This window comes from Novosphingobium organovorum (assembly GCF_022832435.1).
GTDB lineage: Bacteria > Pseudomonadota > Alphaproteobacteria > Sphingomonadales > Sphingomonadaceae > Novosphingobium > Novosphingobium organovorum.
In genome coordinates this window covers 1-22,570 of sequence record NZ_JALHLF010000031.1, presented here as the reverse complement: position 1 = coordinate 22,570, position 22,570 = coordinate 1, and the positions used below count along the sequence as shown (strand labels likewise).

Below are 22,570 nucleotides of genomic sequence, written 5' to 3'. Positions count from 1 at the left end.
ATGCAAGCGCGGCGCGGGATTATCCCGAGCCGGGAGGGGGCTGTCCGGGGCCTTCAGGTGCAGCCGGTGCGGCGCGTGAGCGCATCCAGAGGGCGTGCCGCGTCAGCGCGCTCTGGCCTTGGTGCCGGGGGGCTGGTCTCAGTCGTGCGAAAGCGCGCCGTTGGTGGTGTCGTACCCGCCTGCGGCCGGAGCGTCCTGCTCCCACACATCAGGGGCATCGCCGTCGCTGTCCGGGCGGGTGATGCCGACCTCGGTCACCGGCACGGTCACCGGCTGGCCTTCGGGGAAGCGGTCGAGCAGCGCGTCGGCAAGCTTGGTCGCGATGGCATCGTCGGTCCACTTGTCGTCGCCCTCGTACGTGGCGATTTCGGCGTGGCCCTCCCACAGCACGGTGCCGTCGGCATGGTCGAGGATGCGCAGGTCCATGCGCGTGGAGACCAGCGCGGTGCGCGGCTTGGTCAGGTCGACGTTGACCGCCAGCCCATAGGACTGGCCGTAAGTGCCCACCGACATGGCCGCGCTGCCGCTGACCGGGCTGCGCTTGAGCTCGGCGGGAACCAGCACGCGCTGGCGGATCTTGACCGTGGCGATCTGGACGTCGGGCCCTGCGGTGCGCAGCGTGTCGTAGCCCGCGCCGATCAGCGCGCTTTCCGCGGCGGCTTCGAAGCGCGAACGGCGGTCGGGGCCGACCCAGTCGCTCTCGGGCTCGTCGGACCTGGCCGCGACGACCTTGATCGAACCGTGGCCCAGGGCCTGGGCGGCGGCATCGTCGCGCACGAATCGGGCGACCTGAACGTGGCCGTCACGCGGGTCCTTGGCGCTGCGCGAGGGGCGCGCGGCGGGCATCATCGGATCGTCCCAGCCCCATCCGCCGCGACCGCCCCAGCCGCCCCATCCACCGCCCCAGCCCGGCTGGGCGGACGCCGGGGCGGCAAGCGCAAGGCCGAGCGCGAGACCGAGCGTGAGACCGGCAGGGCCAGCGGCACGGGCGCGGTGACGGGGGCTCGGGGTGCTCAGGCGGTTGATTCTACGCACGGCAGGACGTTCCTTGGAAAAATGGCGATAATGCAGCACCCGACCTGTCCATAGCACCGCGATGGATTGATCGTCGATGAATGGAACGGTAAAGCGCCCTTGAGGCGATGCTATAAGGACTTGTGGCAGGGCGTCGAGCTTGACTCTGCGCGCCGCAACCATTAACGGCGCCACTTCAAATTTCCGGCGGTCGGTAACCGCCTGACCAAACCTGGACGAGACAAGACATGAAGATTCGCAACAGCCTCAAGTCGCTCAAGGGCCGTCACCGCGATAACCGCGTGATCCGCCGTCGTGGCCGCACCTACGTCATCAACAAGACGCAGCCCCGCTTCAAGGCTCGCCAGGGCTGATTCGGTCGGGCCTGATTCGGTCGGGCCTGATTTCAATCGCCTGTCCCCGCTGCAAGCGTGCGGCGGGGTGTTCACGGCGGTCGGCCTGAGCGTTGATGGCAAAAGGCCCCCGCCCACCAGCGGGGGTTTTGTCGTGTCGCAAGCTTTTTCCTCAAGGCACGCCGCAAGCGGAGCTGATTGCGGCGTGCAGGCGGTGGTCTTCGATGTCGGGCGCGTGCTCGTCGAATGGGACATGCGGCGGCTCTTCGCGCAGCTGATCGACGATCCGGTCGAGCTCGACTGGTTCTGCGCGACGGTGGTGACCGAAGCCTGGCACCACCAGCACGACGAAGGGCGCGAACTGGCCGAGCTGGTGGCCGAGCGCAAGGCGCAGTTTCCCGGCTACGACCGCGCGATCGACGCCTACGCCACCCGCTTTATCGAGACGATCCCCGGCAATGTGCCCGGAACCCACGAGATCGTGCGCGAACTTGCCGGGATGGGCGTGCCGCTGTTCGCGATCACCAACTTTGCCTCGCCCTTCTGGCGCGAATACCGCGCGGGCGAGCCCTTGTTCGATCTGTTCGGTGACATCGTCGTCTCGGGCGACGAGAAGATCGCCAAGCCCGATGCGCGCATCTTCGCGCTGGCCGCGCGCCGGTTCGGTCATCCGCCGGGCGCGATGCTGTTCATCGACGACAATCCTCCCAACATTGACGCTGCGCGCGCGCTCGGCTGGCAGGTCCACCACTTCCGTGACGCCGCGACGCTGCGCGCGGACCTGACGGCGCGCGGCCTGCTGGGCTGAGGGCCTGACCCAAAAGTCGCCCGAAGGCGCCTTTTGGAAACGGGGGGGGGGCCGCGCTGTTCCATCCCGTCCCCTTTGCCCGGCCAGGGCGCTGCAAAGGCATGGCAGGCCCCGCGCTTTGCCATGCCTAACGGCTTGCAAATTTTTTATTTCGCAAGCGCAGCGCGGGTCCTTGGCAAGTCCTGTTCGATGTTGCATCACAGGGACAAACGGGAGTCACGATGTCGACGACGAACGCAGTGAACTTTGACGAAATGCTCCACGAGGATGGAACAGTTCGGTCTGCCTACGCCGATTTTCGCAATTGGTACGATGCGCAGGACAAGGGATGGCTCAAACGACAGGACGCGGAAGCGGAACGTTTCTTTCGCCGCATCGGAATTACCTTCAACGTTTACGGAGAGGCCGACGCCGAAGAGCGTCTGATCCCCTTCGACATGATCCCCCGGATCATCACCGCCAAGGAATGGCGTAAACTCACCAAGGGCATCGAACAGCGCGTGCGCGCGCTCAACGCCTTCCTCCAGGACCTCTACCACCGCCAGGAAATCATCCGCTCGGGGCGCTTGCCGGTCAGCGCGCTGCGCAACAACGAGGCGTTCCTTTCGCAGATGATCGGCTTCACGCCGCCGGGCGGGGTCTATACCCACATCGTGGGGATTGACCTGGTGCGCACGGGCCCGGATGATTTCATGGTGCTCGAGGACAACGCGCGCACGCCCTCGGGGGTCTCCTATATGCTGGAGAACCGCGAGACGATGATGGCGATGTTCCCGGACCTGTTCACGCAGATCCCGGTGCGCCCGGTCTCGGACTATCCGCGTCGTCTCGCGCGTTCGCTCAGGGCCTGCGCGCCGGCGGCCTACAACGCCGCGAAGGGCAAGCGCCCGGTTGTCGCGGTCCTGACGCCGGGCATCTACAACTCGGCTTATTTCGAGCACGCCTTCCTTGCGGACCAGATGGGCGCCGAACTGGTCGAGGGCAGCGATCTGCGCGTCATGGACGGGCGTGTGGCGATGCGCACGACCACCGGCTACAAGGCGATCGACGTGATCTACCGCCGGGTCGACGACGATTATCTCGACCCGCTCACCTTCAACCCGGACTCGGTGCTGGGCGTGGCGGGGATCATGGACGTCTACCGCTCGGGCGGGATCACCATCGCCAACGCGCCGGGCACCGGCATCGCCGACGACAAGGCGATCTACAGCTACATGCCCGAGATCGTCGAATTCTACACGGGTGAAAAGCCGATCCTGAGCAACGTGCCGACCTGGCGCTGCTCGGAGGCGGATTCGCTCGCCTACGTGCTCGACAACCTCAAGGATCTCGTGGTCAAGGAAGTCCACGGGTCGGGCGGCTATGGCATGCTGATCGGACCGACGTCCTCGAAGAAGGAGCTCGCCGCCTTCGAACTCAAGCTGCGCGCCAAGCCCGAAAACTACATCGCGCAGCCCACGCTTTCGCTCTCGACGGTGCCGATCTTCACGCGCGAGGGGCTCGCCCCGCGCCATGTCGACTTGCGCCCCTTCGTGCTCGTCTCGCCCGACGGGATCGACATCACGCCCGGCGGCCTCACGCGCGTCGCGCTCAAGAAAGGATCGCTGGTGGTCAATTCCTCGCAAGGCGGCGGGACCAAGGACAGCTGGGTGCTGGAGGACTGATGCTCGGTCGTGCTGCCAATGGCGTTTACTGGATGTCCCGTTATCTCGAACGGGCCGAGAATACCGCGCGTCTCATCGATGTGGGCTTCCACCTCGCGCTGACCGGATCGAGCAAGGATTCGCAGCACGACGAGTGGCGCTCGGTGCTGACCACGGCTGGCCTGATTGACGATTACGAGGCGATCCATTCGGATTTTTCCGGCCCGCAGGTGTTCAACTACATCCTGCGCGACAAGGACAATCCTGGCTCGGTGCTCTCGATGATCGAATACGCGCGCACCAACGCGCGCGTGGTGCGCACCAGCATCACCAATTCGGTCTGGGAAGCCACCAACGAAGGCTGGATGACGCTCTCCGAGATGCTTTCGCGCCCGGTGCGCGAAACCAACCTTGGCGAAGTGCTCACCGCGATCCGGCGCACCGGCACGCTGGTGCGCGGCGCGCTCGAGGGGACGATGCTGCGCAACGAGGTGTTCAACTTCTCGCGCATCGGCACGTTCATCGAACGCGCCGACAACACCGCGCGCATCCTCGATGTGAAGTACTACGTGCTGCTGCCCTCGAATGCCTGGGTCGGCTCCAACCTCGACAACCAGCAGTGGGACACGCTGCTGCGCTCGGTCGCGGGGAACCGGGCGTTTTCCTGGCTCAACGCGGGCGCGATGGACCCGCGCGAAATCGCGCGCTTCCTGATCCTCGACGGCCAGTTTCCGCGCAGCCTGGTGTTCTGCTACGAAAAGCTGCGCAGCAACATGGCCGGGCTCGCCAAGGAATACGGCTGCGAGACGAGCGCGCACGAGATTCTGCGCGAAGCCGGAACGCGGCTGCACCAGCTCGATGTCGAACAGATCTTCGATCAGGGGCTGCACGAATTCCTGCAGGACTTCATCACCAAGACCAACGAAATCGGCCGCGCCATCGCCGCCGACTACCGGTTTACCGAGTAAGGGGCCCCGTGCTGCTGAGCGTTACGCATTCGACCCGCTACACTTTTGCCGACCCGGTTGCCCACGGCCTCCAGCGCCTGCGGCTCAAACCCAAGTCGACCCATGGCCAGGAGGTGCTCGACTGGACGATGGAGTTGACCGGTGCGCGGATCGAAGCCGAGTACGACGATCAGCATCACAACCACGCCACACTCATTTCGATCGACGACGGTGCGCGCGCGGTGGTGGTGACCTGCAAAGGCACCGTCCAGACCTCGGACAACAACGGTATTACCGGCCTGCATACGGGGCACATGCCCTTGTGGTGCTTCCTGCGCCCGACCGCGCTGACCCGCGCGGGCAACAAGGTACGTCAACTCGTCGCCTCGGTCGACGCGGATCGCGGGGACCGGCTGGCCTTCCTGCACGCGCTGTCCTACGCGGTGGCCGAGCATATCACCTACGAGCCGGGGCTGACCGATGTTTCGACCACCGCAGAGCAGGCGCTCGCGGCCGGGAAGGGCGTATGCCAGGACCACGCCCACGTCTTCATCAGCGCCGGGCGTTTCCTCGACATTCCGATGCGCTACGTCGGCGGCTATCTCAAGATGGACGATCGCGAGGAGCAGGAGGCCGGGCACGGCTGGGCCGAGGCCTATGTCGATGGGCTGGGCTGGGTCGGTTTCGACATCGCCAACGCGGTTTGCCCTGACGAGCGGTATATCCGCGTAGCCACCGGTTGCGACTATGGCGAGGCCGCACCGGTTACAGGTATTGCCCAGGGCGGCGGTGTGTCGCACCTCGATGTCCAGTTGTCGGTCGCCCAGAAGCTGCTAGGTAGTAGCCAGCAGCAGCAGTCGAGCGAGAGCGGGCCGCTGCAGGCGGGGCAAGCCCAGGGTTGAAGCGCAAAGGCCGCGTGAGGCGGGGCAGGCAGGCTTCGTCCTGCGCTGGTCCGGCTGTCAGGGTTGAAATAGAATAGATTGCAGGAACAAGAGCTTCCATGACGTATTGCGTGGGCATGATGCTGGAACGCGGACTCGTGTGCATGAGCGACACGCGGACCAATTCGGGGGTCGATAACATCTCGACCTTCCGCAAGATGAATCATTGGGAAGTGCCCGGTGAGCGAATCATCACGATCATGACCGCGGGTAACCTGGCCACCACGCAGGCGGTCATCAGCCAGCTTGAGGAGCGCAATAAGGCGCCGTCCGAACGCCACAACTCGCTGCTCGAGGCGGAAACCATGTTCCAGGTCGCCACGATCGTGGGCAACCTGCTCCAGGAAACCATCGCCAACCGGGTCGAGGACAACGGCCCGCGCGCCGCGGCGGGCACGTTCAGCGCGACGATCATCGTCGCCGGGCAGATCGCGGGAATGGAGCCGCGCCTGTTCATGATCTATCCCGAAGGCAACTTCATCGAGGCGAGCTTCGACACGCCCTTCTTCCAGATCGGCGAGACCAAGTACGGCCGCCCGATCCTGCTGCGCGGCTACCAGCGCGACATGAGCTTCGAGGCGGCGGTCAAGCTGCTGATGGTCTCCTTCGATTCCACGCTCAAGGCCAACCTCTCGGTCGGCCTGCCGCTCGACCTGCTGGTGATCGAGCGCGACCGCTTCGAACCGCTCCACGAACGTCGGATCGAGGCCAATGATCCTTACCTCCAGGTCGTGTCCGAGGGCTGGGGCGAGGCGCTGCGCCAGGCGCTCGACGCCTTGCCCGACTACCGGCTCGACCCGCTGCTCAAGGACGCGGCCGAATAGGTTGCGCCGTTCCGGAGCGATTGCCGTGGGGCGCTTGCTGTCGTTCGTGGGAGGAAGTAGATAGAAGGTTTTGATTCAAGGGGTTATCACCCCTTGACCCTGTTACTGTCTGCTTCGGCTGTCTCCGGCAACAGAGCCTGCGAGGGGCGAGGGTGGGAATTGCGCTTGGCTTGAGGGTCGGCGGTTGCGCCCTCATATTTCTGTTTTGATTTTGTTTTTCGACTTTGTCGAACGGCGCGGTGTCGCCTCTGTGCGGCTTGCTGGTCGCTCGAACAGCTGCCACGCCAGCACGCACCACCGCCTCCGGCACCCTATCCGCCTGACAGGATACAGGGGCAAGGGATGGTAAATCCCTTGAATCAAAACATTTTACAAGATTCCCCAAGCCCTCCGGGAAACGTGGCAAGCCCGCCGACGTGCAGACCCGATCCGGCGTCTGGGTCCGGCCGCGTAGGCTTTGGTGCAGGTGAAAGTTCGGAGAACTTTACCCCTCGGGCTTAACCGGCGCCTCTCGGATAGATGCGTATTTTTGTATTTTACGCAGTAATTTGCACCGCAATCGAAGCGAATGCAGGGGTTAACGTGCGGCCGGAGTGCTAGCTTTGAATTTCGACTCCCTCATGAGAAAGGAGCGGGTGATGAGCGTAACCTTGTTTAAGTTCGCATTGGGCGTGCGATTTGCTCTGGCGGGAGCGGCTCGAGCCAAAGGCGAGGCGCCGGACAACGGCTCCAAAGGGTTCTATCTGGCCGGAAAAGGGCAATACAACCACGAAGTCGTGTCGCTGGAGCGGCACCATTCGGCGTTGGTCTGCCGACCGACCGATGGGCCGGTGGTCGACGCCTTCGGGCGCGATTTCCTCGCCCGGCTGGCCGAAGGGCGACCCGACAGCCTCTCGCGCAAACGCATCGCGGTTCACATCGCGGGCGACTGCATCGGCTACCTGCCGCCCAGCCTGTCGACGATCTACGCCGAGTGGGCGCAGGACTGGCATTTGAACAAGACCCTGATCCTGTGCCGCGCGCGCGTGCTCGTGGCGCCTTCGGGGGCGAGCCGCCCCTGCGGGGTCAGCCGCGCGCGCGGGGAGCCCGATTTCCGGGTCCTCGTCGACATCGCTCGGCCGTTCCAGATCCGCGCCTTCGGGAGCTGACGCGCGCCGCGCACAGGCTTGCCGGACCGCGCGAACGTAAAGGGTCTCGTGCGTCTCGGCGGGTTCGCTCGTCACCCAACGCGGGCGGGCCCGTCGGGGCCTTGGCGGGCTGGACGAAACCGGGGCGGTCTGGAAATGGGCGGCTGGCTATGTCCAGACCGTCCGTCAGCGGCAGTAGTTGCCGTCGGAGGCTTCGAGGTGGAAGTGGTTGGCGTGCGCGGCGTTGTAGTCGGGGCCGAGCACCATGCCAAAGCGCTTGCAGGCGCTGTCGTGGACGACGCGCAGGAAGCGTTTTTCCGCGCTGGTGCCATCGTCCCAGTCGCCCAGCACGGTGATGCGCCGGCCATCGGCGAGGTCGAAGGCGGATACGTCGATCGCGTTGGCGGTGGCGTGGCCCGAGCGTCGGCTGGTGCCCGCGACGTTGCGGCAGTTGTAGCTGCCGAAGGTCTCGATCCGCACCACCTGGCTGCCCAGGATCTGCTCGGCCGCGCGGTTGACGCCAAAGCGCGCCCAGCCGGCAAATCCACTTGCCATCGAGCAGGTCACCGGACCCAGGTTGGTCAGCCCGAGCGAGGCGCTGTCGCTGGCCAGGCTGGAAAGCTGGACGGTGTTGCGCGTCGAGCAGCCATTGCCGTGATAGGCATCGGGCAGGGGGGTGAAACGCGCCTGCTGCGCGCTCAGCGCGCTCAGGCACTGGGCGTAGGCGGGGCTGGGCGGGGCGATGGCCGGGCCGTGGGAGCCAGGCCCGCGGGCGCTCTGGCGAGCGGGTCTGCGCGCCTGCGGACTGTCGATGCAGGCGCTGAGCGTGGCCAGCAGGGGCAGGATCAGCAAGGTGGCTCGCATGGCCACCGATATGGCCTGCGCTTGGTTAACATGGCGTTGCTGCACGCACGAGGAACATGCGCGATGCACTCGGCCTGACGCGATTCGCCACCGCATCGACGTTAGAATCGATTGACAGGCGCGCTGACGCCACTAGATGCGGCTGCGGGCCACGCGGTCCCAACGCCGCGCGTGCTCTCTGTGAGGAGAGTCTTAAATGACTGATATTACGGTACCGGCGCGCAAGCCTGCGCGTCCGCATTTCTCGTCGGGTCCCTGCGCCAAGGTGCCGACCTTCGCCCCCGAAAAGCTCTATACCGAATCGCTGGGCCGCTCGCACCGCGCCAAGATCGGCAAGACGCGCCTTCAGTACTGCATCGACCTGATGCGCGAAGTGCTGCAGCTTCCCGACACCCACCGCATCGGCATCGTCCCCGGCTCGGACACCGGCGCCTTCGAGATGGCCATGTGGACCATGCTCGGCGCGCGCGGCGTGACCACGCTGGCCTGGGAAAGCTTCGGTGAAGGCTGGGTGACCGACGTCGTCAAGCAGCTCAAGCTCGATCCCACCGTGATCCGCGCCGACTACGGCCAGCTGCCCGACCTCGACAAGATCGACTGGAGCGACGACGTGCTGTTCACCTGGAACGGCACCACTTCGGGCGTGCGTGTCCCCGACGCCGAGTGGATCCCGGCCGACCGCGAAGGCCTCGCCTTCGCCGACGCGACCTCGGGCGTCTTCGCCTACGACATCGACTGGACCAAGATCGACGTTGCCACCTTCTCCTGGCAGAAGGTTCTGGGCGGCGAGGGCGGCCACGGCGTCCTGATCCTCGGTCCTCGCGCGGTCGAGCGTCTGGAAAGCTTCACCCCCGATCGTCCGCTGCCCAAGATCTTCCGCCTGACCAAGGGTGGCAAGCTGATCGAAGGCGTGTTCAAGGGCGAAACGATCAACACCCCCTCGATGATGGCCGTCGAAGACGCGATCTTCGCGCTCGAATGGGCCAAGGACGAAGGCGGGCTCGAAGGGCTCATCAAGCGTTGCACCGCCAACGCCCACGCGCTCGACAAGATCGTCGCCGAGCGTGACTGGCTCGGCCACCTTGCGGTCGACCACGGCATCCGCTCGCGCACCTCGGTGTGCCTCACCGTCGAGGGCGCGGACACCGACTTCATCAAGAAGTTCGCCGCCGTGCTCGAAAAGGAAGGCGCCGCCTTCGACATCGCGGGCTACCGCGATGCGCCTGCCGGGCTTCGCATCTGGTGCGGTGCCACGGTCGAGACGCAGGACATCGTGGACCTCGGGCCCTGGCTCGACTGGGCCTACGCCACCGTCAAGGCCGCGGCCTGAACCGCCTTTTCGCATGATTGATCGACGCGGCGTGCGCCCTTGCGCGCCGCCGCGTCACCGCCACCCCGCAGCCGCGCCCGTCCGATCGGCGCGCCGGGGTGACTCTAGGGAAATTACACAATGACCAAGCCCAAGGTTCTCATTTCCGACAAGATGGACCCCAACGCCGCGCGCATCTTCGAAGAGCGTGGCTGCGACGTGGACGTCATCACCGGTGAAACGCCCGAGCAGCTGATCGCGCGCATCGGCGAATACGATGGCCTTGCCATCCGTTCCTCGACCAAGGTGACCAAGGAAATCCTCGACGCCGCGACCAATCTCAAGGTCATCGGCCGCGCCGGTATCGGCGTCGACAACGTCGACATTCCCTACGCTTCGGGCAAGGGCGTGGTGGTCATGAACACCCCGTTCGGCAACTCGATCACGACCGCCGAACACGCCGTCGCGATGATGTTCGCGCTCGCCCGCCAGATCCCCGAAGCCAACGCGCAGACCAAGGAAGGCAAGTGGCCGAAGAACGCCTTCATGGGCGTTGAAGTCACCGGCAAGACGCTTGGCCTGATCGGCGCGGGCAACATCGGTTCGATCGTCGCCAGCCGTGCGCTCGGCCTCAAGATGAAGGTCGTCGCCTACGATCCGTTCCTCACCCCCGAGCGCGCGGTGGAAATGGGCGTGGAGAAGGCTGACCTCGACACCCTGCTGGGCAAGGCGGACTTCATCACGCTGCACACCCCGCTGACCGAGCAGACCCGCAACATCCTCTCGGAAGACAACCTGGCCAAGACCAAGAAGGGCGTGCGCATCGTCAACTGCGCGCGCGGCGGTCTGATCGATGAGAACGCGCTCAAGAAGCTGCTCGATTCGGGCCACGTCGCGGGCGCCGCACTCGACGTGTTCCAGACCGAACCGGCCAAGGAATCGCCGCTGTTCGAATGCGCCAACTTCATCTGCACGCCGCACCTGGGCGCCTCGACCACCGAAGCGCAGGTCAACGTCGCGCTTCAGGTCGCCGAGCAGCTGGCCGACTACCTCGTCAACGGCGGTGTCACCAACGCGCTCAACATGCCGAGCCTTTCGGCCGAGGAAGCGCCCAAGCTCAAGCCCTACATGAAGCTCGCCGAACAGCTCGGCAGCCTCGTCGGCCAGCTGACCCGCGATTCGGTCCCGCGCATCTCGATCCACACCGAAGGCGCGGCGGCCGAGCTTAACATGAAGCCGATCGTCGCGGCGGTGCTCTCGGGCTTCCTGCGCGTCCAGTCGGACTCGGTGAACATGGTCAACGCCCCCTACCTCGCCAAGGAGCGCGGTCTGGAAGTGCGTGAGGTCAAGACCGAACGCGAAGGCAACTACCACACGCTGGTGCGCGTCTCGGTCAAGACCGAAGCGGGCGAGCGTTCGGTGGCGGGCACGCTGTTCAACAACACCGACCCGCGCCTGATCGAACTGTTCGGCATCAAGGTTGAGGCGGACCTCACCGGCGACATGATGTACATCGTCAACGAGGACGCACCGGGCTTCATCGGCCGCATCGGTACGCTGCTCGGCGAAAACGGCATCAACATCGGCACCTTCAACCTGGGCCGCCGCGAAGCGGGCGGCGAGGCGGTGCTGCTGCTCTCTGTCGACAGTGCGGTGAACGACACGGTGCTCAAGGCGGCCGAGGCGCTGCCGGGCGTGAAGCTGGTCAAGGCGCTCAAATTCGCCTGATCAGATAGCCTCCCTGCCATGGCAGAGGGCTTGTGAAAACGATTGACGGGGCGGGCCCTTCGCGGGGCTCGCCCCGTCGTCGTTGTCGGGCGGTGCGTCCGATCGGGGGCTTGTCCGCCTTGCAAACTGGCTGCCATCTCCTGCAATTCCGGCGCAACCGCGCGGTGAAATTGTGCAGGAATGGTATGGATGCAAGCCAAGCAGGCCGGTAAAAGCGGCCTTAACCGACTTCTGGCCTCTTCGGTCGGCGTGCGCCTGGTAAGCGATGTGCCCGAGCGGCTGGCGCTGTGGCCGGGTCCTACGCCGATCGATGCCAAGCGGCGCAAGGTGATCGATGCGATCCGCGCGCGCGGTATCCTCTTCGTCCATGTCCCCAAGAACGCGGGGACCTCGATTTGCGAGAGTCTCTACGGCCTCCAGGTCAAGCACAGCACGGTGACGTATTACCAGCAGGTCGCGCCCGACGTGCTCGACCTGCCCAGTTTCGCGATCCTGCGCGATCCGGTGCAGCGCTTCGTCTCGGCGTTTCAGTACGCCTGCGCCGGGGGGACCCGCGATCGCCGCGTGGCGCCGGCCTTCCGCAGGGATTATGGCCGCTTCGAAGGGATCGACTGCGCCATCCGCCACATGGAGCAGGGGCGCGACGTGTTTGCGATGGACCACATGTTCCGCCCGCAGTCCTGGTATGTGACGCGCCGTGAGGGCGGGCTCGGCGTCGATCACCTGATCCGTTACGACCAGCTTGATCGCCTTCGCGAGTTTGCGGGGCTCGAAAGCCTGAAGCCGGTGCCCCGGCTCAACAGCGGGCGGCACCTGCCGGTTGAACTGAGCCCGCGCCAGCGCGCGTTCCTCCACGAGTTCTATGCCGAGGATTACCGCCTGCTCGAACGGACCGGGGCCTGAAGCCACCGTGCGTTTCGGGCTGGCCGCAACGCGATTGCGTGGCGGTGGCTCTTGGCTTGCTCAATCGGTCCTGCTGGCCCTATAGGCGCATCCGATCACGGCCCGCGCCACCACCGGCGGGGGCGCACGTCCGTTGCCGCCCTTCGCCGGGCGGGGCGGGCCATGGAGTTTGGACGTAACGATGCAGGATACCGACCGCGACCTGTTGCCCGAGGGCCTTGGAGACCGCTTGCCCGATCAGGCCCGCGTGGCTCAGCATGTTCGCCGGGTCGGCCATGACGTCCTGGCCGGGCACGGCTATGCGCGGGTCGAGCCGCCGCTCCTCGAATTCGAAAAGTCGCTCGCCAGCCGCATGGCGGGGGTTCAGATGCGGCGCATGTTCCGCTTCGTCGATCCCAGTTCGCTGCGCCTGCTGGCGCTGCGCTCGGACATTACCGCGCAAGTCGCGCGCATGGCCGCGACCAGCCTTTCGGGCGCGGCACGCCCCTTGCGCCTGTCGTACTCGGGCCCGGTGACCACGATCAAGGGCGACGGGCTCGACCCCTCGCGGGAGCGTTTGCAGGTCGGCGCCGAGCTGATCGGCACTGACACCGTGGCCGCTGCGGCGGAGATCGTCGAGCTGGCGATCGAGGCGCTGAGCGCGGCGGGGGCGACGGGGATTTCGGTCGACTTCACGCTGCCCGATCTCGTCGATACGCTGAGCGACGGGCCGCTCCCGCTCGCCCCCGGCTACCGGATCGAGCAGGTGCGCGAGATGCTCGATGCGAAGAACGCGGGCGGGCTCGTCGACGTGGGCGGGGAGGGCTATCTCCCGCTGCTCTATGCGGTCGGCCCGTTCGAAAGCGCGATCGCCCAGCTCGAGGCCTTCGCGGCGCAAGGCGCGCTCGACAGCCGCATCGCGGGACTGCGCGAAATCGCCGCGCGCATCGGCGCAAAGGCGCGCATCACGCTCGACCCGTCGGAACGCCATGGCTTCGAATACCAGTCCTGGTTCGGCTTCACGATCTACGCCGAAGGGATTTCGGGCAGTCTGGGGCGCGGTGGCACGTACCGAATTCTGGGCCAGGCGGGCGAAGAGCCCGAGGCGGCAACGGGCTTTTCGCTTTACCCCGATCCCTTGATCGAAGCGCTGGCGGTGTCCTCGCCCGAACCCGACAAGCTGTTCCTGCCGCTCGGCCACGACCCGCAGCTGGCCGCGCAGCAGCGCGCAGTGGGCTGGATCACGGTCGCCGCGCTCAGCGAAAACGACGACGCCAGGGCGCTGGGGTGCTCGCACCGCCTCGAAGGCGGCGAGGCCGTTCGGCTCTAGGCGATCCGAACGGGCCAGGCGGACGGCGGTCCCTCCTTTTTCTAACGCTCTTTCGGCCGGGAAGGCGGACAGGGCGGCGGTTTCGCGCCATCTTTGGGCGGCGGGGGAGGCGCGTGCTCCTTTGCCTCGCGCGGGGGGCGCGGCGGAGCCTCGGGCTTACCGCCATGCGGCGGGGGCGCTGGTGGCGCAGGGCAACGCGGCACCGTGGGGCCATCGCCGGGGGTGGCTTGCGCCACGAGGATGGTCGGGGCGGCCTGTGCGGCCAGCCCTGCCAGCAGGATGCCGGTGAGAAGCCGTCTGTTCAGCATGAAGTGCATCTCGGATTCGATCGGGCGTCGCACCCTGCGCTATTGAGCGTGCCGGGGGCAATGGCGCAAGACCTTGCGTTATGGGCGCTCGATCCCCCTTTATATGTATTTACATAAGGCTGATTTGAAAACGCAAGAGCGCCTGCGTGCATTTCATGGCGTTTGTGTTGCACAATTGCCTGCGCCAAACCTTGCCCTGCCGGTCGCCTTGGCCTAGGGCGCGCCACGGTACTTCAAACAGTAGTGAAAGCGTCAAGCGTTGGCTAACGTAACGGTGATCGGCGCCCAGTGGGGCGATGAAGGCAAGGGCAAGATCGTGGACTGGCTCGCCAGTCGTGCGGATGCCGTGGTGCGGTTCCAGGGCGGCCACAACGCCGGGCACACGCTCGTGGTGGGCGATCAGGTCTACAAGCTCTCGCTGCTGCCTTCGGGCATTGTCACGGGCACGCTGTCGATCATCGGCAACGGCGTGGTGCTCGACCCCTGGCATCTCAAGGCCGAGGTCGAGAAGCTGCGCGGGCAGGGGGTCGAGATCAACGCGGAGAATTTCGCGATCGCCGACAATTGCCCGCTGATCCTGCCGGTCCACCGCGAACTCGACGGGCTGCGCGAAGCGGCGGCGGGTGCGGGCAAGATCGGCACCACCGGGCGCGGCATCGGCCCGGCCTATGAGGACAAGGTCGGCCGCCGCGCCATCCGCGTGTGCGACCTGGCGCATCTCGACGCGCTCGAGCCGCAGCTTGACCGCGTCTGCGCACATCACGACGCGTTGCGCGCCGGTTTCGGCCAGCCGCCGATCGACCGCGAGGCGCTGCTCAATGAACTGCGCGAAATCGCGCCCTTCGTGCTCCAGTTTGCCGGCCCGACCTGGCGCCGCCTGAACAAGGTCAAGAAGGCCGGCGCGCGCATCCTGTTCGAAGGCGCGCAGGGCGTCCTGCTCGATGTCGATCACGGCACCTATCCGTTCGTCACCAGCTCGAACACCGTGTCGGGCACGGCGGCGTCGGGTTCGGGCCTTGGCCCCTCGGCGACCGGCTTCGTGCTGGGCATCGTCAAGGCCTACACCACGCGCGTCGGTTCGGGTCCGTTCCCGACCGAGCTCGAGGACGAGACCGGGCAGCGCCTGGGCGAGCGTGGCCACGAATTCGGCACCGTCACCGGGCGCAAGCGCCGCTGCGGCTGGTTCGATGCGGTGCTCACCCGCCAGTCCTGCGCCATTTCGGGTGTGACCGGCATCGCGCTGACCAAGCTCGACGTGCTCGACGGGTTCGAGAAGGTGAAGATCTGCACCGGCTACCGTCTCCACGGCAAGGTGCTCGACTATTTCCCGAGCCATGCGGCCGATCAGGCCAACGTCGAGCCGATCTACGAGGAAATGGACGGCTGGCAGGGCACCACCGCGGGCGCACGCTCGTGGGCGGATCTGCCCGCGCAGGCGATCAAGTACATCCAGCGCGTTCAGGAACTGATCGAGACCCCTGTTGCGCTGGTTTCGACCAGCCCCGAACGCGAGGACACGATCCTCGTGCGCGATCCCTTCGCGGACTGATCGCATCCGCGCATCAGGCCGGATGCGTTGCGTCGCGACGCCGCGCCGGTTTGCTGCTAGAAAGCGGGGCATGCTTCGGCTTGCCCCGCTTTTTCTTTTGGTCGCGGCCGCGGGGCCCGCGCGGCCATCCGCGCCGCTGACGCTGCCCGAGGTCGACATGATCCGCGTCTTCAAGGGCGCGCGCACGATGGAGCTGTGGCAGGGCGCGCGGCGGGTCCATGTCATTACCGGTATCCAGCTGGGCGGGCAGCCGCTCGGTCCCAAGCGCTTCGAAGGCGACCAGCGCACGCCCGAGGGGCGCTACACGATCGACTGGGCAAACCCCAACTCGCGTTACCACCTCTCGCTCCACATCTCCTACCCTGACGCCGCCGACCGGGCCTACGCCCAAAGGCGAGGGCGTTCGGCGGGCGGCATGATCATGATCCACGGCCAGCCCAACGCCTGGCCCGTGGGGCGCGTGCCGGGAGACTGGACCGACGGCTGCATTGCGGTGTCGGACGAAGAGGTCGAGGCGCTGTGGCAGGCGGTCCCCGACGGGACGTTGATCATCCTCTTGCCTTAGAGCCTGATCCAAAAGTGCCTGAAGGCGCCTTTCGGGTCAGGCTTTTAGAGCATTTTCCAGTCAGGTGGAATTTCCTGACGGTTCAGAAAATGCGTTAAAACAAAGGTCTAGAGCGGTCGATCCGATGCGGTCGGATCGAAAGCCGCCCTAGAGCATTTTTCCGTAGGGCAGAATAATCTGAAGGTTTAGAAAATGTTTTAAAACAAAGGCCTGTGCCATTTCGATCGGATGCGGTCGGATCGTACAGCGCCTTAGAGGGCGTCCCTTCCAATGCGCGGATCATGTGAACAATAGTCTCCATATAGATTGCAAAAAGATGTACAATGAACGCCTAAATTGCAAACCGTGCACGGTTGTCGAAAATAGTTAGGTGCCTAACTAAGCAGTCATGCCGAATCGCCAAACCTTCATTGCCGCCTTGCCGGCGCACGTCATCTCGCTCGCGCGGACCTGGCGGCAGCTGGCCGATCGGGTTCTGGCCTCGCTCGAGATCTCGAATTCGACCGGCTACGCGCTGCTCCACCTCGAACGGCTGGGGCCGGGCGCGCGCCAGTCGGATCTCGCGCGCGAGATCGGCATTACCGAAGCCTCGCTGGTGCGCACGCTCCAGCACCTCGAACGCGCCGGGCTGGTGCGGCGCGAGGGCGATCCCGAGGACGGGCGCGCCAAGCTGCTGCATCTGACCGAGGATGGCGCGCGCGTCGCGCGCAAGATCGACCGGCGGTTGATGGACCTGCGCGCCGAACTCCTTGCCGACATTCCCGACGCGGATCTGGAAGCCAGCGTGCGGGTGCTTGAACGGGTCTCGGCGCGCATTGCGGAAAGGCGCAACCGGTCGTGATGGCGCGCTGGGGCATCAATGCGGCGCTGTTCAGCCTGAAGTGCTACGCGGGCGCCATGCTGGCGCTGTACATCGCCTTCTCGATCGGGCTCGAACGTCCCTACTGGGCGTTCCTCACCGCCTACATCGTGTCCGGCCCGCTGGCGGGCGCGGTGGTGAGCAAGGCGCTGTTCCGTCTTATCGGTACGTTCGTCGGCGCGGTTGCTGCGGTCGCGCTGGTGCCGCCGCTGGTGCACAGCCCGCCACTGCTGGTCCTGGCGATGGCGACCTGGCTGGGCCTGTGCGTCTTCGTTTCGCTGCTCGATCGCACCCCGCGCGCCTACATGTTCGTGCTGGCGGGCTACACCGCCGGGCTGATCGTTTGGCCCACGGTCGATGCGCCCACGCACATTTTTCTCATTGCTTCGTTGCGCGCGCAGGAAATCGCCATCGGCATCCTGTGCTCGGCGCTGGTCCATGCGGTGGTGCTGCCCAATTCGCTGTCCGCGTTCCTGCTCGCGCGGGCCGATGCGATCGTGCACGATGCCGAGGCGTGGAGCCGCGACACGCTCGACGTCGAACCGTGCCACGAGGTCGAGATCGAGCGCCGCCGCCTGGCGCAGGACATTACCGAGTTGCACCAGCTCTCGGTTCATCTCCCGTTCGAGACCAGCCGCCCGGCACCGCGCGTGCGCGTGGTGCGCGCGTTGCAGGACAATCTGTCGGAACTTCTGCCGCTGGGCGCGGCGATCGCCGATCGCATCGCCGCGCTGCGCGCGCAGGGCAGCCTTGCGGACGAAGACGCGGCGCTGCTGGCCGATATGCGCGGCTGGATGGAGAGGCTGGCAACGGCTTCGCTCGAGGAGGCCGGGGCGAGCGGCGCTGCGCTCCAGGCGCGCTGCGCCGGGCTCGAGCCCGAAGTCGGCCCGCACAGCGACTGGTTGACGCTGCTGCGCATGAGCCTGCTGGCGCGGCTGGCGCAGGCGGTCGATGCGCATATCAACGCGCGCGTGCTGGTGCGCCAGCTCGGTACGCTCGATCGTCGCCCGGTTTCGCCGCGCGTTCCCGCGCTGCTCGAAGGCGATGGTGAGCGGCCTTTGCACCGCGATTACGCAGGCGCCCTTCGCGGCGCGGCTGGGGCCTTCATTACCATCGTGCTGGGCTCTGTCGTGTGGATCGAGACCGGCTGGTCGGACGGCGGTACCTTCCTGATGCTCGCCGGGGTGTTCCTCTCATTGTTTTCGGCGATGGACAATTCGCTGCCCCCCGTGCTGGGCTTTTTCAAGGGAACGTTCATCGCGGCGGTCGCGGGTGCACTCTACGGCTTTGCAATCCTGCCGATGATGAGCGGCTTTCCCGAGCTGGCGATCAGCCTCGCGCCGTGTCTTCTGTTGCTCGGCGCGATGCTGGCGGTGCCGCGCTTTTCGGGCTTTGCGATGCCCGCGATGCTGGGGCTGGGCAGTCCGTTCATCGTTTCGGAGTCCTTTGGTGCGGATCTTGCCCCCGGCGTTCCGGCCAGCTTTGCCGGCTTCGTCAACGGCCAGGTCGCCCAGCTTGCCGCGGTGCTGTTTTCGATGGTGCTGGTGCGCCTGTTCCAGACCGCCGGTATCGAGCACGCCATCCGTCGCACCCTGCGCGCGGGCTGGCTCGACATTGCCGAGCGCGCCAACCGCATGAGCGCGCCCGACGTGCGCGGATGGATCGCGCGGATGCTCGATCGCCTCGCGTTGCTGACCCCGCGTCTGATGGCCACGGGCAAGGCGCCGGGCGAACCGCTCTACGATCTGCTGACCGATTTGCGCACCGGCGTTGCCATCGGTGAACTGCGCCAGCTGCGCCTTGACACCGCGGCCGAGCTGCACCCTCCGGTCACCGAGGTGCTGAGCGCGGTCGGCGCCTATTACCGCCGGCTCGAGCCCGACGCGCGCTCCCCGGCCGATCCCGAGCTTCTGGCGCGCATAGATGCCGCACTCCAGCGCTTCTGCGGCGTGGCCCAGCAGGCGCTGCGCCGCCGTGCGGTGCTGCCGCTGATAACCCTGCGCCGCAACCTGTTTCCCGATGCCGCGCCGTTTGCCGCGGCCTCAGCGCTCGTCCCGCCCGCACCGGGGCCATCCCTTTCCGGAGGTCAACCATGAACGGAGAAGTGTCGCTCAACGGCATTTTCGTGCCGACCTTGCTGATTCTGGGCGTCATCGCCTCGATCTGCACCGTGGTGCTCATGCGCCTTGCTGATTTCGCCGGATTCTATCGTTTCGTCGCTTACCGGGCGCTGGTCGATCTGGCGCTTTACGTCATCGTCTTTGGCGCCATCGCCTTCCTTGCCCCCCAGTTCGGTTTCGCCCCATGAAAAACACGCTTGCCATGCTCGGCCGCAGCGCGGCCACACTCGTCATCGTCCTCATCGCGCTCGCCATCGCGGTGTGGATGTGGAACCACTATGAACGCAGCCCCTGGACCCGCGACGGGCGGGTGCGGGCGGACGTGGTGCGCGTGACGCCGGATATCTCGGGCCTCGTCACCTCGGTCGAGGTGCACGACAACCAGGTGGTCAAGGCGGGCGACCTGCTCTTCGTGCTCGACAAGCCGCGCTACACGCTGGCGGTCGAACGCGCGCGGGCCAGTGTCGCGAGCGCCGAGGCGGTGCTCGGACAGGCCAGCCGCGAGGCGACGCGCGACCGCGCGCTGGGCGATCTGGTGGCGACCGAGACTCACGAACAGAACGTTGCCAAGGTGGAGACCGCGCGCGCCGCCGTGGCCGAGGCGAAGAGCGCGCTCGACGCCGCGCTGCTCAACCTCCAGCGCACGCAGGTCCACGCCTCGGTCGACGGCACGGTGACCAACCTCGACCTGCATCCGGGCGACTACCTTGCCGCGGGCAGCCAGGCGATGGCGCTGGTCGACACCGGCTCGCTCAGGGTCGAGGGTTATTTCGAGGAAACCAAGCTGCCGCTTATCCACATCGGCGCGCCGGTCACCGTCCACCTGATGGGCGAGCCGCGCGACAAGGACATCAAGGGCCGGGTCGAGAGCATTTCGGCGGGTATCAGCGACAGTTCGCGGGGCAACGCGCAGAACCTGCTGCCCGATGTCCAGGCAACCTTCTCGTGGGTGCGTCTGCCCCAGCGTATTCCGGTGCGCGTGCGGCTGGTCGACGTGCCCAAGGGCGTGCGTCTGGTCATGGGGCGTACCGCCACGGTGACGATCGAGCCGACCAGGGCCCCGGTATCGCCCACCCCTGGGCACACGCCTGCGCCAAAGCCCACGCCCCAGGACCAGCCGACGACGCCTGTGGAGGCGCATTCGTGAGCCAGCTTCGTTCCTTCGTCGCGCTCGGCGCACTGGGGCTGGCGCTCGCCGGTTGCGCCACCGCCGGGCCCGACTACGCGCCGCCCGAACACGCCGTGGCCAACGCGCCGAGCGCGCAAGGGGCCTTCGTCTCTGGCCAGGACCCGGCCTATGCGCAGGCGCCGCTGCCCGACGACTGGTGGAAGCTCTACAACGATCCCCGGCTCGACACGCTGGTCGAAGAAGCGCTCGCTGCCAACGCCGACTTGCGCGTGGCCGAAGCCAACATCCTCAAGTCACGCGGCGTGGTGCGCGAGGAAGCCGGGGCCGAGGGGCTCAACACCGGGATCGGTGCGGCGGTGACGCAGGAGCGCAATTACTCGCTGCGCTCGGCCGGGACCAATCTGCCCGGCGTGCTGACCGGCGAGCTGGGGCTGAATTTCGACTACCCGCTCGATCTGCATGGCAAGATCAAGCGCGCGATCGAGGCGAGCCTGGCCGATCACGAAGCGGTCGAGGCGGCGCGCGACGCCGTGCGCATTGCGGTCGTCGCGGCGACGACCAAGGCCTATGCCGACGTCTGCGTGACCAACTACCAGATCGCGACCGTCGAGAAGGTCATCGCGCTCCAGCAAAAGACGCTCGATGCGACCATGCGGCTGCAGAAGGGCGGACGCGGCACCGCGTTCGACGTCAGCCGCGCACGCACCGCGGTGGAGGGCAGCCGGGCCAGCCTGCCGGGCTATTACGCCCGCCGTCAGGCCTCGCTCTACCGGCTTGCCACCTTGCGCGGGAAACCGCCGGCGGATTATCCGCGCGATGTCGAAAGCTGCGCCACGCTGCCCACGCTTTCGCAGCCCATGCCGATCGGCGATGGCGCCGCGCTGATCCGCCGCCGTCCCGACATCCGCCAGGCCGAACGTCGGATTGCGGCAGACACCGCGCGCATTGGCGTCGCGACCGCCGATCTCTATCCCTCGATCTCGATCGCGGGCGGCATCATGGGATTCAATCAGGTCAAGAACCTGCCCAAAGAGGAAGCGCTCGGCTTCGGGATCGGCCCGCTGCTGAGCTGGAGCTGGCCGTTCAACCGGCAGGTCCACGCCCGGATCGACCAGGCTAACGCGCAAGTGAAGTCCGATCTTGCCACGTTCGACGCGACCGTGCTCGAGGCGCTGCGCACCACCGAGACCGCGCTCGAAACCTACGCGCGCGATCGCGAGAAGGAGCAGGCGCTGGGCAAGGCGGCGGGCAGTGCCGGGCTCTCGGCCGAGCAGGCGGGCAAGCTGTTCCGCTTTGGCCGTAGTGACTTTCTCTCGCTGCTCAGCGCGCAGAGCGCGCTCGCCAACGCGCAAGTGAGCCACGCGGCGGCGAAGGCCGCGCTGGTCGACGATCAGATCGCGGTGTTCCTCGAACTGGGCGGCGGCTGGCAGCAGCCCAAGGCGGCGCAGGAAGGCGGGCCGGTCGGCGCGGCGCAGGGCGCCGCGTCCCCGGACAAGCCGGAAGGCTGACGTCGGTTCGGTCCGCAGCGCGGGCCGGGCGTCAGAAGTCGACCGCGATGCCCTTGCTGACCCAGTCGCCGTAGCGGGTGGGGGACAGGCCATCGGGATCGTCGTGCCCGGTCTGCTTGGACAGCGGGGCCTCGGCCGGTTCGGGCGCGGGCTCGTTCGTCCAGTGGGCGGGCTTGGTGAAGCCTTCGGGACGGGTGGTTGCACGCTTGATCATCGGCTTTCTCTGCGCCGACTGGCGGAAAAAGGCAATCGCCTGTAAGGCGCGCCGATGGATATTCCGGGTCTTCCCGCGCGCCGTGCCGCGCTCAACCTCATCGATGCCGTCCTGCGCCGCGGCGAAACGCTGGATCAGGCCGCTGGCGCTGCGCTTTCGCGCGTGCGCGGCGAGCCCGACCGGGCGCTCGCGCGCGCCATTGCGGGCGAAGTGCTGCGCTGGCGGCGCGATCTTGATACGCTGATCGACAGCGCGACGCGCGAGCCGCTGGCCGACGACGCCAAGGCACGCGCGGTGCTCGAAATCATGCTGGCGCAGGTCCTGCGGCTCGAAACCCCCGCGCACGCGGTCATCGCGACCGGGCTGGAGCTGCTGAGCGGCGGTCCGCGCCGTCTGGCGCACGGGGTCTTCTCGACCCTGACCAGGCGCGGCGTGACGCTGCCCGATGTGCCCAGTCTGCCATTTGGCGTCGAGGAGCGCTGGGGTGCGCGGGCGGGCGCGATCGCGCAGGGCCTCGCTGTGCCGCCGCCGCTCGACCTCGCGCTGCG

Annotated in this window: 22 protein-coding genes; 19 read left to right on the top strand and 3 right to left on the bottom strand. The window is 66.6% G+C overall.

Going from position 1 to position 22,570, the window contains the following annotated elements; all coding sequences use genetic code 11:
• Nucleotides 1-138: 138 nt before the first annotated feature.
• A complete protein-coding gene (locus MTR62_RS09795; RefSeq protein ID WP_244019916.1) occupies nucleotides 139-1,035 on the bottom strand; it encodes a DUF4136 domain-containing protein in 897 nt (298 codons plus the stop codon).
• Between the two features lie 227 nt (nucleotides 1,036-1,262).
• Between MTR62_RS09795 and ykgO the strand changes: the two genes are divergently transcribed.
• From ykgO to MTR62_RS09760, 7 genes are all read left to right on the top strand, one after another.
• Nucleotides 1,263-1,388: a type B 50S ribosomal protein L36 gene (ykgO, locus tag MTR62_RS09790; RefSeq protein WP_123152541.1), complete on the top strand. Its 126-nt coding sequence runs from the start codon at nucleotides 1,263-1,265 to the stop codon at nucleotides 1,386-1,388.
• Nucleotides 1,389-1,620: 232 nt separating this feature from the next.
• Nucleotides 1,621-2,175 (top strand): HAD family hydrolase, encoded by a 555-nt coding sequence (locus tag MTR62_RS09785; protein ID WP_244019996.1) that lies wholly within the window; start codon nucleotides 1,621-1,623, stop codon nucleotides 2,173-2,175.
• 221 nt (nucleotides 2,176-2,396) lie between these two features.
• Nucleotides 2,397-3,839, top strand: coding sequence for a circularly permuted type 2 ATP-grasp protein (locus MTR62_RS09780; protein WP_244019914.1), 1,443 nt, complete (start codon nucleotides 2,397-2,399; stop codon nucleotides 3,837-3,839).
• Entirely contained in the window at nucleotides 3,839-4,786 is a 948-nt protein-coding gene (locus MTR62_RS09775) for an alpha-E domain-containing protein (protein WP_244019912.1), read from the top strand. Before MTR62_RS09780 ends, MTR62_RS09775 begins: the two co-directional genes overlap by 1 nt.
• 8 nt (nucleotides 4,787-4,794) lie before the next feature.
• Nucleotides 4,795-5,667, top strand: a complete 873-nt coding sequence (locus tag MTR62_RS09770) for a transglutaminase family protein (protein WP_244019910.1) — start codon at nucleotides 4,795-4,797, stop codon at nucleotides 5,665-5,667.
• 98 nt (nucleotides 5,668-5,765) lie between these two features.
• Nucleotides 5,766-6,530 carry a proteasome-type protease gene (locus MTR62_RS09765; RefSeq protein WP_244019908.1) on the top strand — a complete coding sequence of 255 codons (765 nt, stop codon included), beginning with the start codon at nucleotides 5,766-5,768 and terminating at the stop codon, nucleotides 6,528-6,530.
• 638 nt (nucleotides 6,531-7,168) lie between these two features.
• The gene (locus MTR62_RS09760) at nucleotides 7,169-7,678 is read left to right on the top strand and encodes a hypothetical protein (protein WP_244019906.1); all 510 of its coding nucleotides are present in this window, start codon (nucleotides 7,169-7,171) and stop codon (nucleotides 7,676-7,678) included.
• Between the two features lie 165 nt (nucleotides 7,679-7,843).
• On the opposite strand, the gene MTR62_RS09755 is transcribed toward MTR62_RS09760, so the two are convergent.
• A complete protein-coding gene (locus tag MTR62_RS09755) occupies nucleotides 7,844-8,521 on the bottom strand; it encodes an extensin family protein (protein WP_244019994.1) in 678 nt (225 codons plus the stop codon).
• 196 nt (nucleotides 8,522-8,717) lie between these two features.
• On the opposite strand from MTR62_RS09755, the gene MTR62_RS09750 reads away from it, so the two are divergent.
• The 11 genes from MTR62_RS09750 to MTR62_RS09700 all read left to right on the top strand — a co-directional run bounded on the left by MTR62_RS09750 (nucleotide 8,718) and on the right by MTR62_RS09700 (nucleotide 21,808).
• The gene (locus MTR62_RS09750; RefSeq protein ID WP_244019903.1) at nucleotides 8,718-9,851 is read left to right on the top strand and encodes a phosphoserine transaminase; all 1,134 of its coding nucleotides are present in this window, start codon (nucleotides 8,718-8,720) and stop codon (nucleotides 9,849-9,851) included.
• 120 nt (nucleotides 9,852-9,971) lie between these two features.
• Nucleotides 9,972-11,558 carry a phosphoglycerate dehydrogenase gene (gene serA / locus MTR62_RS09745; RefSeq protein ID WP_244019902.1) on the top strand — a complete coding sequence of 529 codons (1,587 nt, stop codon included), beginning with the start codon at nucleotides 9,972-9,974 and terminating at the stop codon, nucleotides 11,556-11,558.
• 189 nt (nucleotides 11,559-11,747) lie between these two features.
• Complete coding sequence (locus tag MTR62_RS09740; protein ID WP_244019900.1) at nucleotides 11,748-12,461, top strand: sulfotransferase family 2 domain-containing protein; 714 nt, start codon at nucleotides 11,748-11,750, stop codon at nucleotides 12,459-12,461.
• 181 nt (nucleotides 12,462-12,642) lie between these two features.
• Entirely contained in the window at nucleotides 12,643-13,770 is a 1,128-nt protein-coding gene (locus MTR62_RS09735; protein ID WP_244019898.1) for an ATP phosphoribosyltransferase regulatory subunit, read from the top strand.
• A 567-nt stretch (nucleotides 13,771-14,337) separates the two neighbouring features.
• Nucleotides 14,338-15,627 carry an adenylosuccinate synthase gene (locus MTR62_RS09730; RefSeq protein ID WP_244019896.1) on the top strand — a complete coding sequence of 430 codons (1,290 nt, stop codon included), beginning with the start codon at nucleotides 14,338-14,340 and terminating at the stop codon, nucleotides 15,625-15,627.
• Nucleotides 15,628-15,697: 70 nt separating this feature from the next.
• Nucleotides 15,698-16,192 carry a L,D-transpeptidase family protein gene (locus MTR62_RS09725; RefSeq protein WP_244019888.1) on the top strand — a complete coding sequence of 165 codons (495 nt, stop codon included), beginning with the start codon at nucleotides 15,698-15,700 and terminating at the stop codon, nucleotides 16,190-16,192.
• A 388-nt stretch (nucleotides 16,193-16,580) separates the two neighbouring features.
• The gene (locus MTR62_RS09720; RefSeq protein WP_244019879.1) at nucleotides 16,581-17,033 is read left to right on the top strand and encodes a MarR family winged helix-turn-helix transcriptional regulator; all 453 of its coding nucleotides are present in this window, start codon (nucleotides 16,581-16,583) and stop codon (nucleotides 17,031-17,033) included.
• The gene (locus MTR62_RS09715) at nucleotides 17,033-19,147 is read left to right on the top strand and encodes an FUSC family protein (RefSeq protein ID WP_244019986.1); all 2,115 of its coding nucleotides are present in this window, start codon (nucleotides 17,033-17,035) and stop codon (nucleotides 19,145-19,147) included. The genes MTR62_RS09720 and MTR62_RS09715 overlap by 1 nt, the downstream gene beginning before the upstream one ends.
• Nucleotides 19,144-19,359, top strand: coding sequence for a DUF1656 domain-containing protein (locus MTR62_RS09710; RefSeq protein WP_244019872.1), 216 nt, complete (start codon nucleotides 19,144-19,146; stop codon nucleotides 19,357-19,359). The genes MTR62_RS09715 and MTR62_RS09710 overlap by 4 nt, the downstream gene beginning before the upstream one ends.
• The gene (locus tag MTR62_RS09705) at nucleotides 19,356-20,318 is read left to right on the top strand and encodes an efflux RND transporter periplasmic adaptor subunit (protein WP_244019870.1); all 963 of its coding nucleotides are present in this window, start codon (nucleotides 19,356-19,358) and stop codon (nucleotides 20,316-20,318) included. The genes MTR62_RS09710 and MTR62_RS09705 overlap by 4 nt, the downstream gene beginning before the upstream one ends.
• Complete coding sequence (locus MTR62_RS09700; protein ID WP_244019868.1) at nucleotides 20,315-21,808, top strand: efflux transporter outer membrane subunit; 1,494 nt, start codon at nucleotides 20,315-20,317, stop codon at nucleotides 21,806-21,808. Before MTR62_RS09705 ends, MTR62_RS09700 begins: the two co-directional genes overlap by 4 nt.
• A 31-nt stretch (nucleotides 21,809-21,839) precedes the next feature.
• Here MTR62_RS09700 and MTR62_RS09695 read toward each other — a convergent pair whose 3' ends face one another.
• Nucleotides 21,840-22,022 carry a DUF1674 domain-containing protein gene (locus MTR62_RS09695; RefSeq protein WP_244019865.1) on the bottom strand — a complete coding sequence of 61 codons (183 nt, stop codon included), beginning with the start codon at nucleotides 22,020-22,022 and terminating at the stop codon, nucleotides 21,840-21,842.
• 54 nt (nucleotides 22,023-22,076) lie between these two features.
• Here MTR62_RS09695 and MTR62_RS09690 point away from each other — a divergent pair.
• Nucleotides 22,077-22,570 (top strand): transcription antitermination factor NusB (locus MTR62_RS09690; RefSeq protein WP_327194396.1); only part of this gene is annotated, 494 nt, incomplete at its 3' end.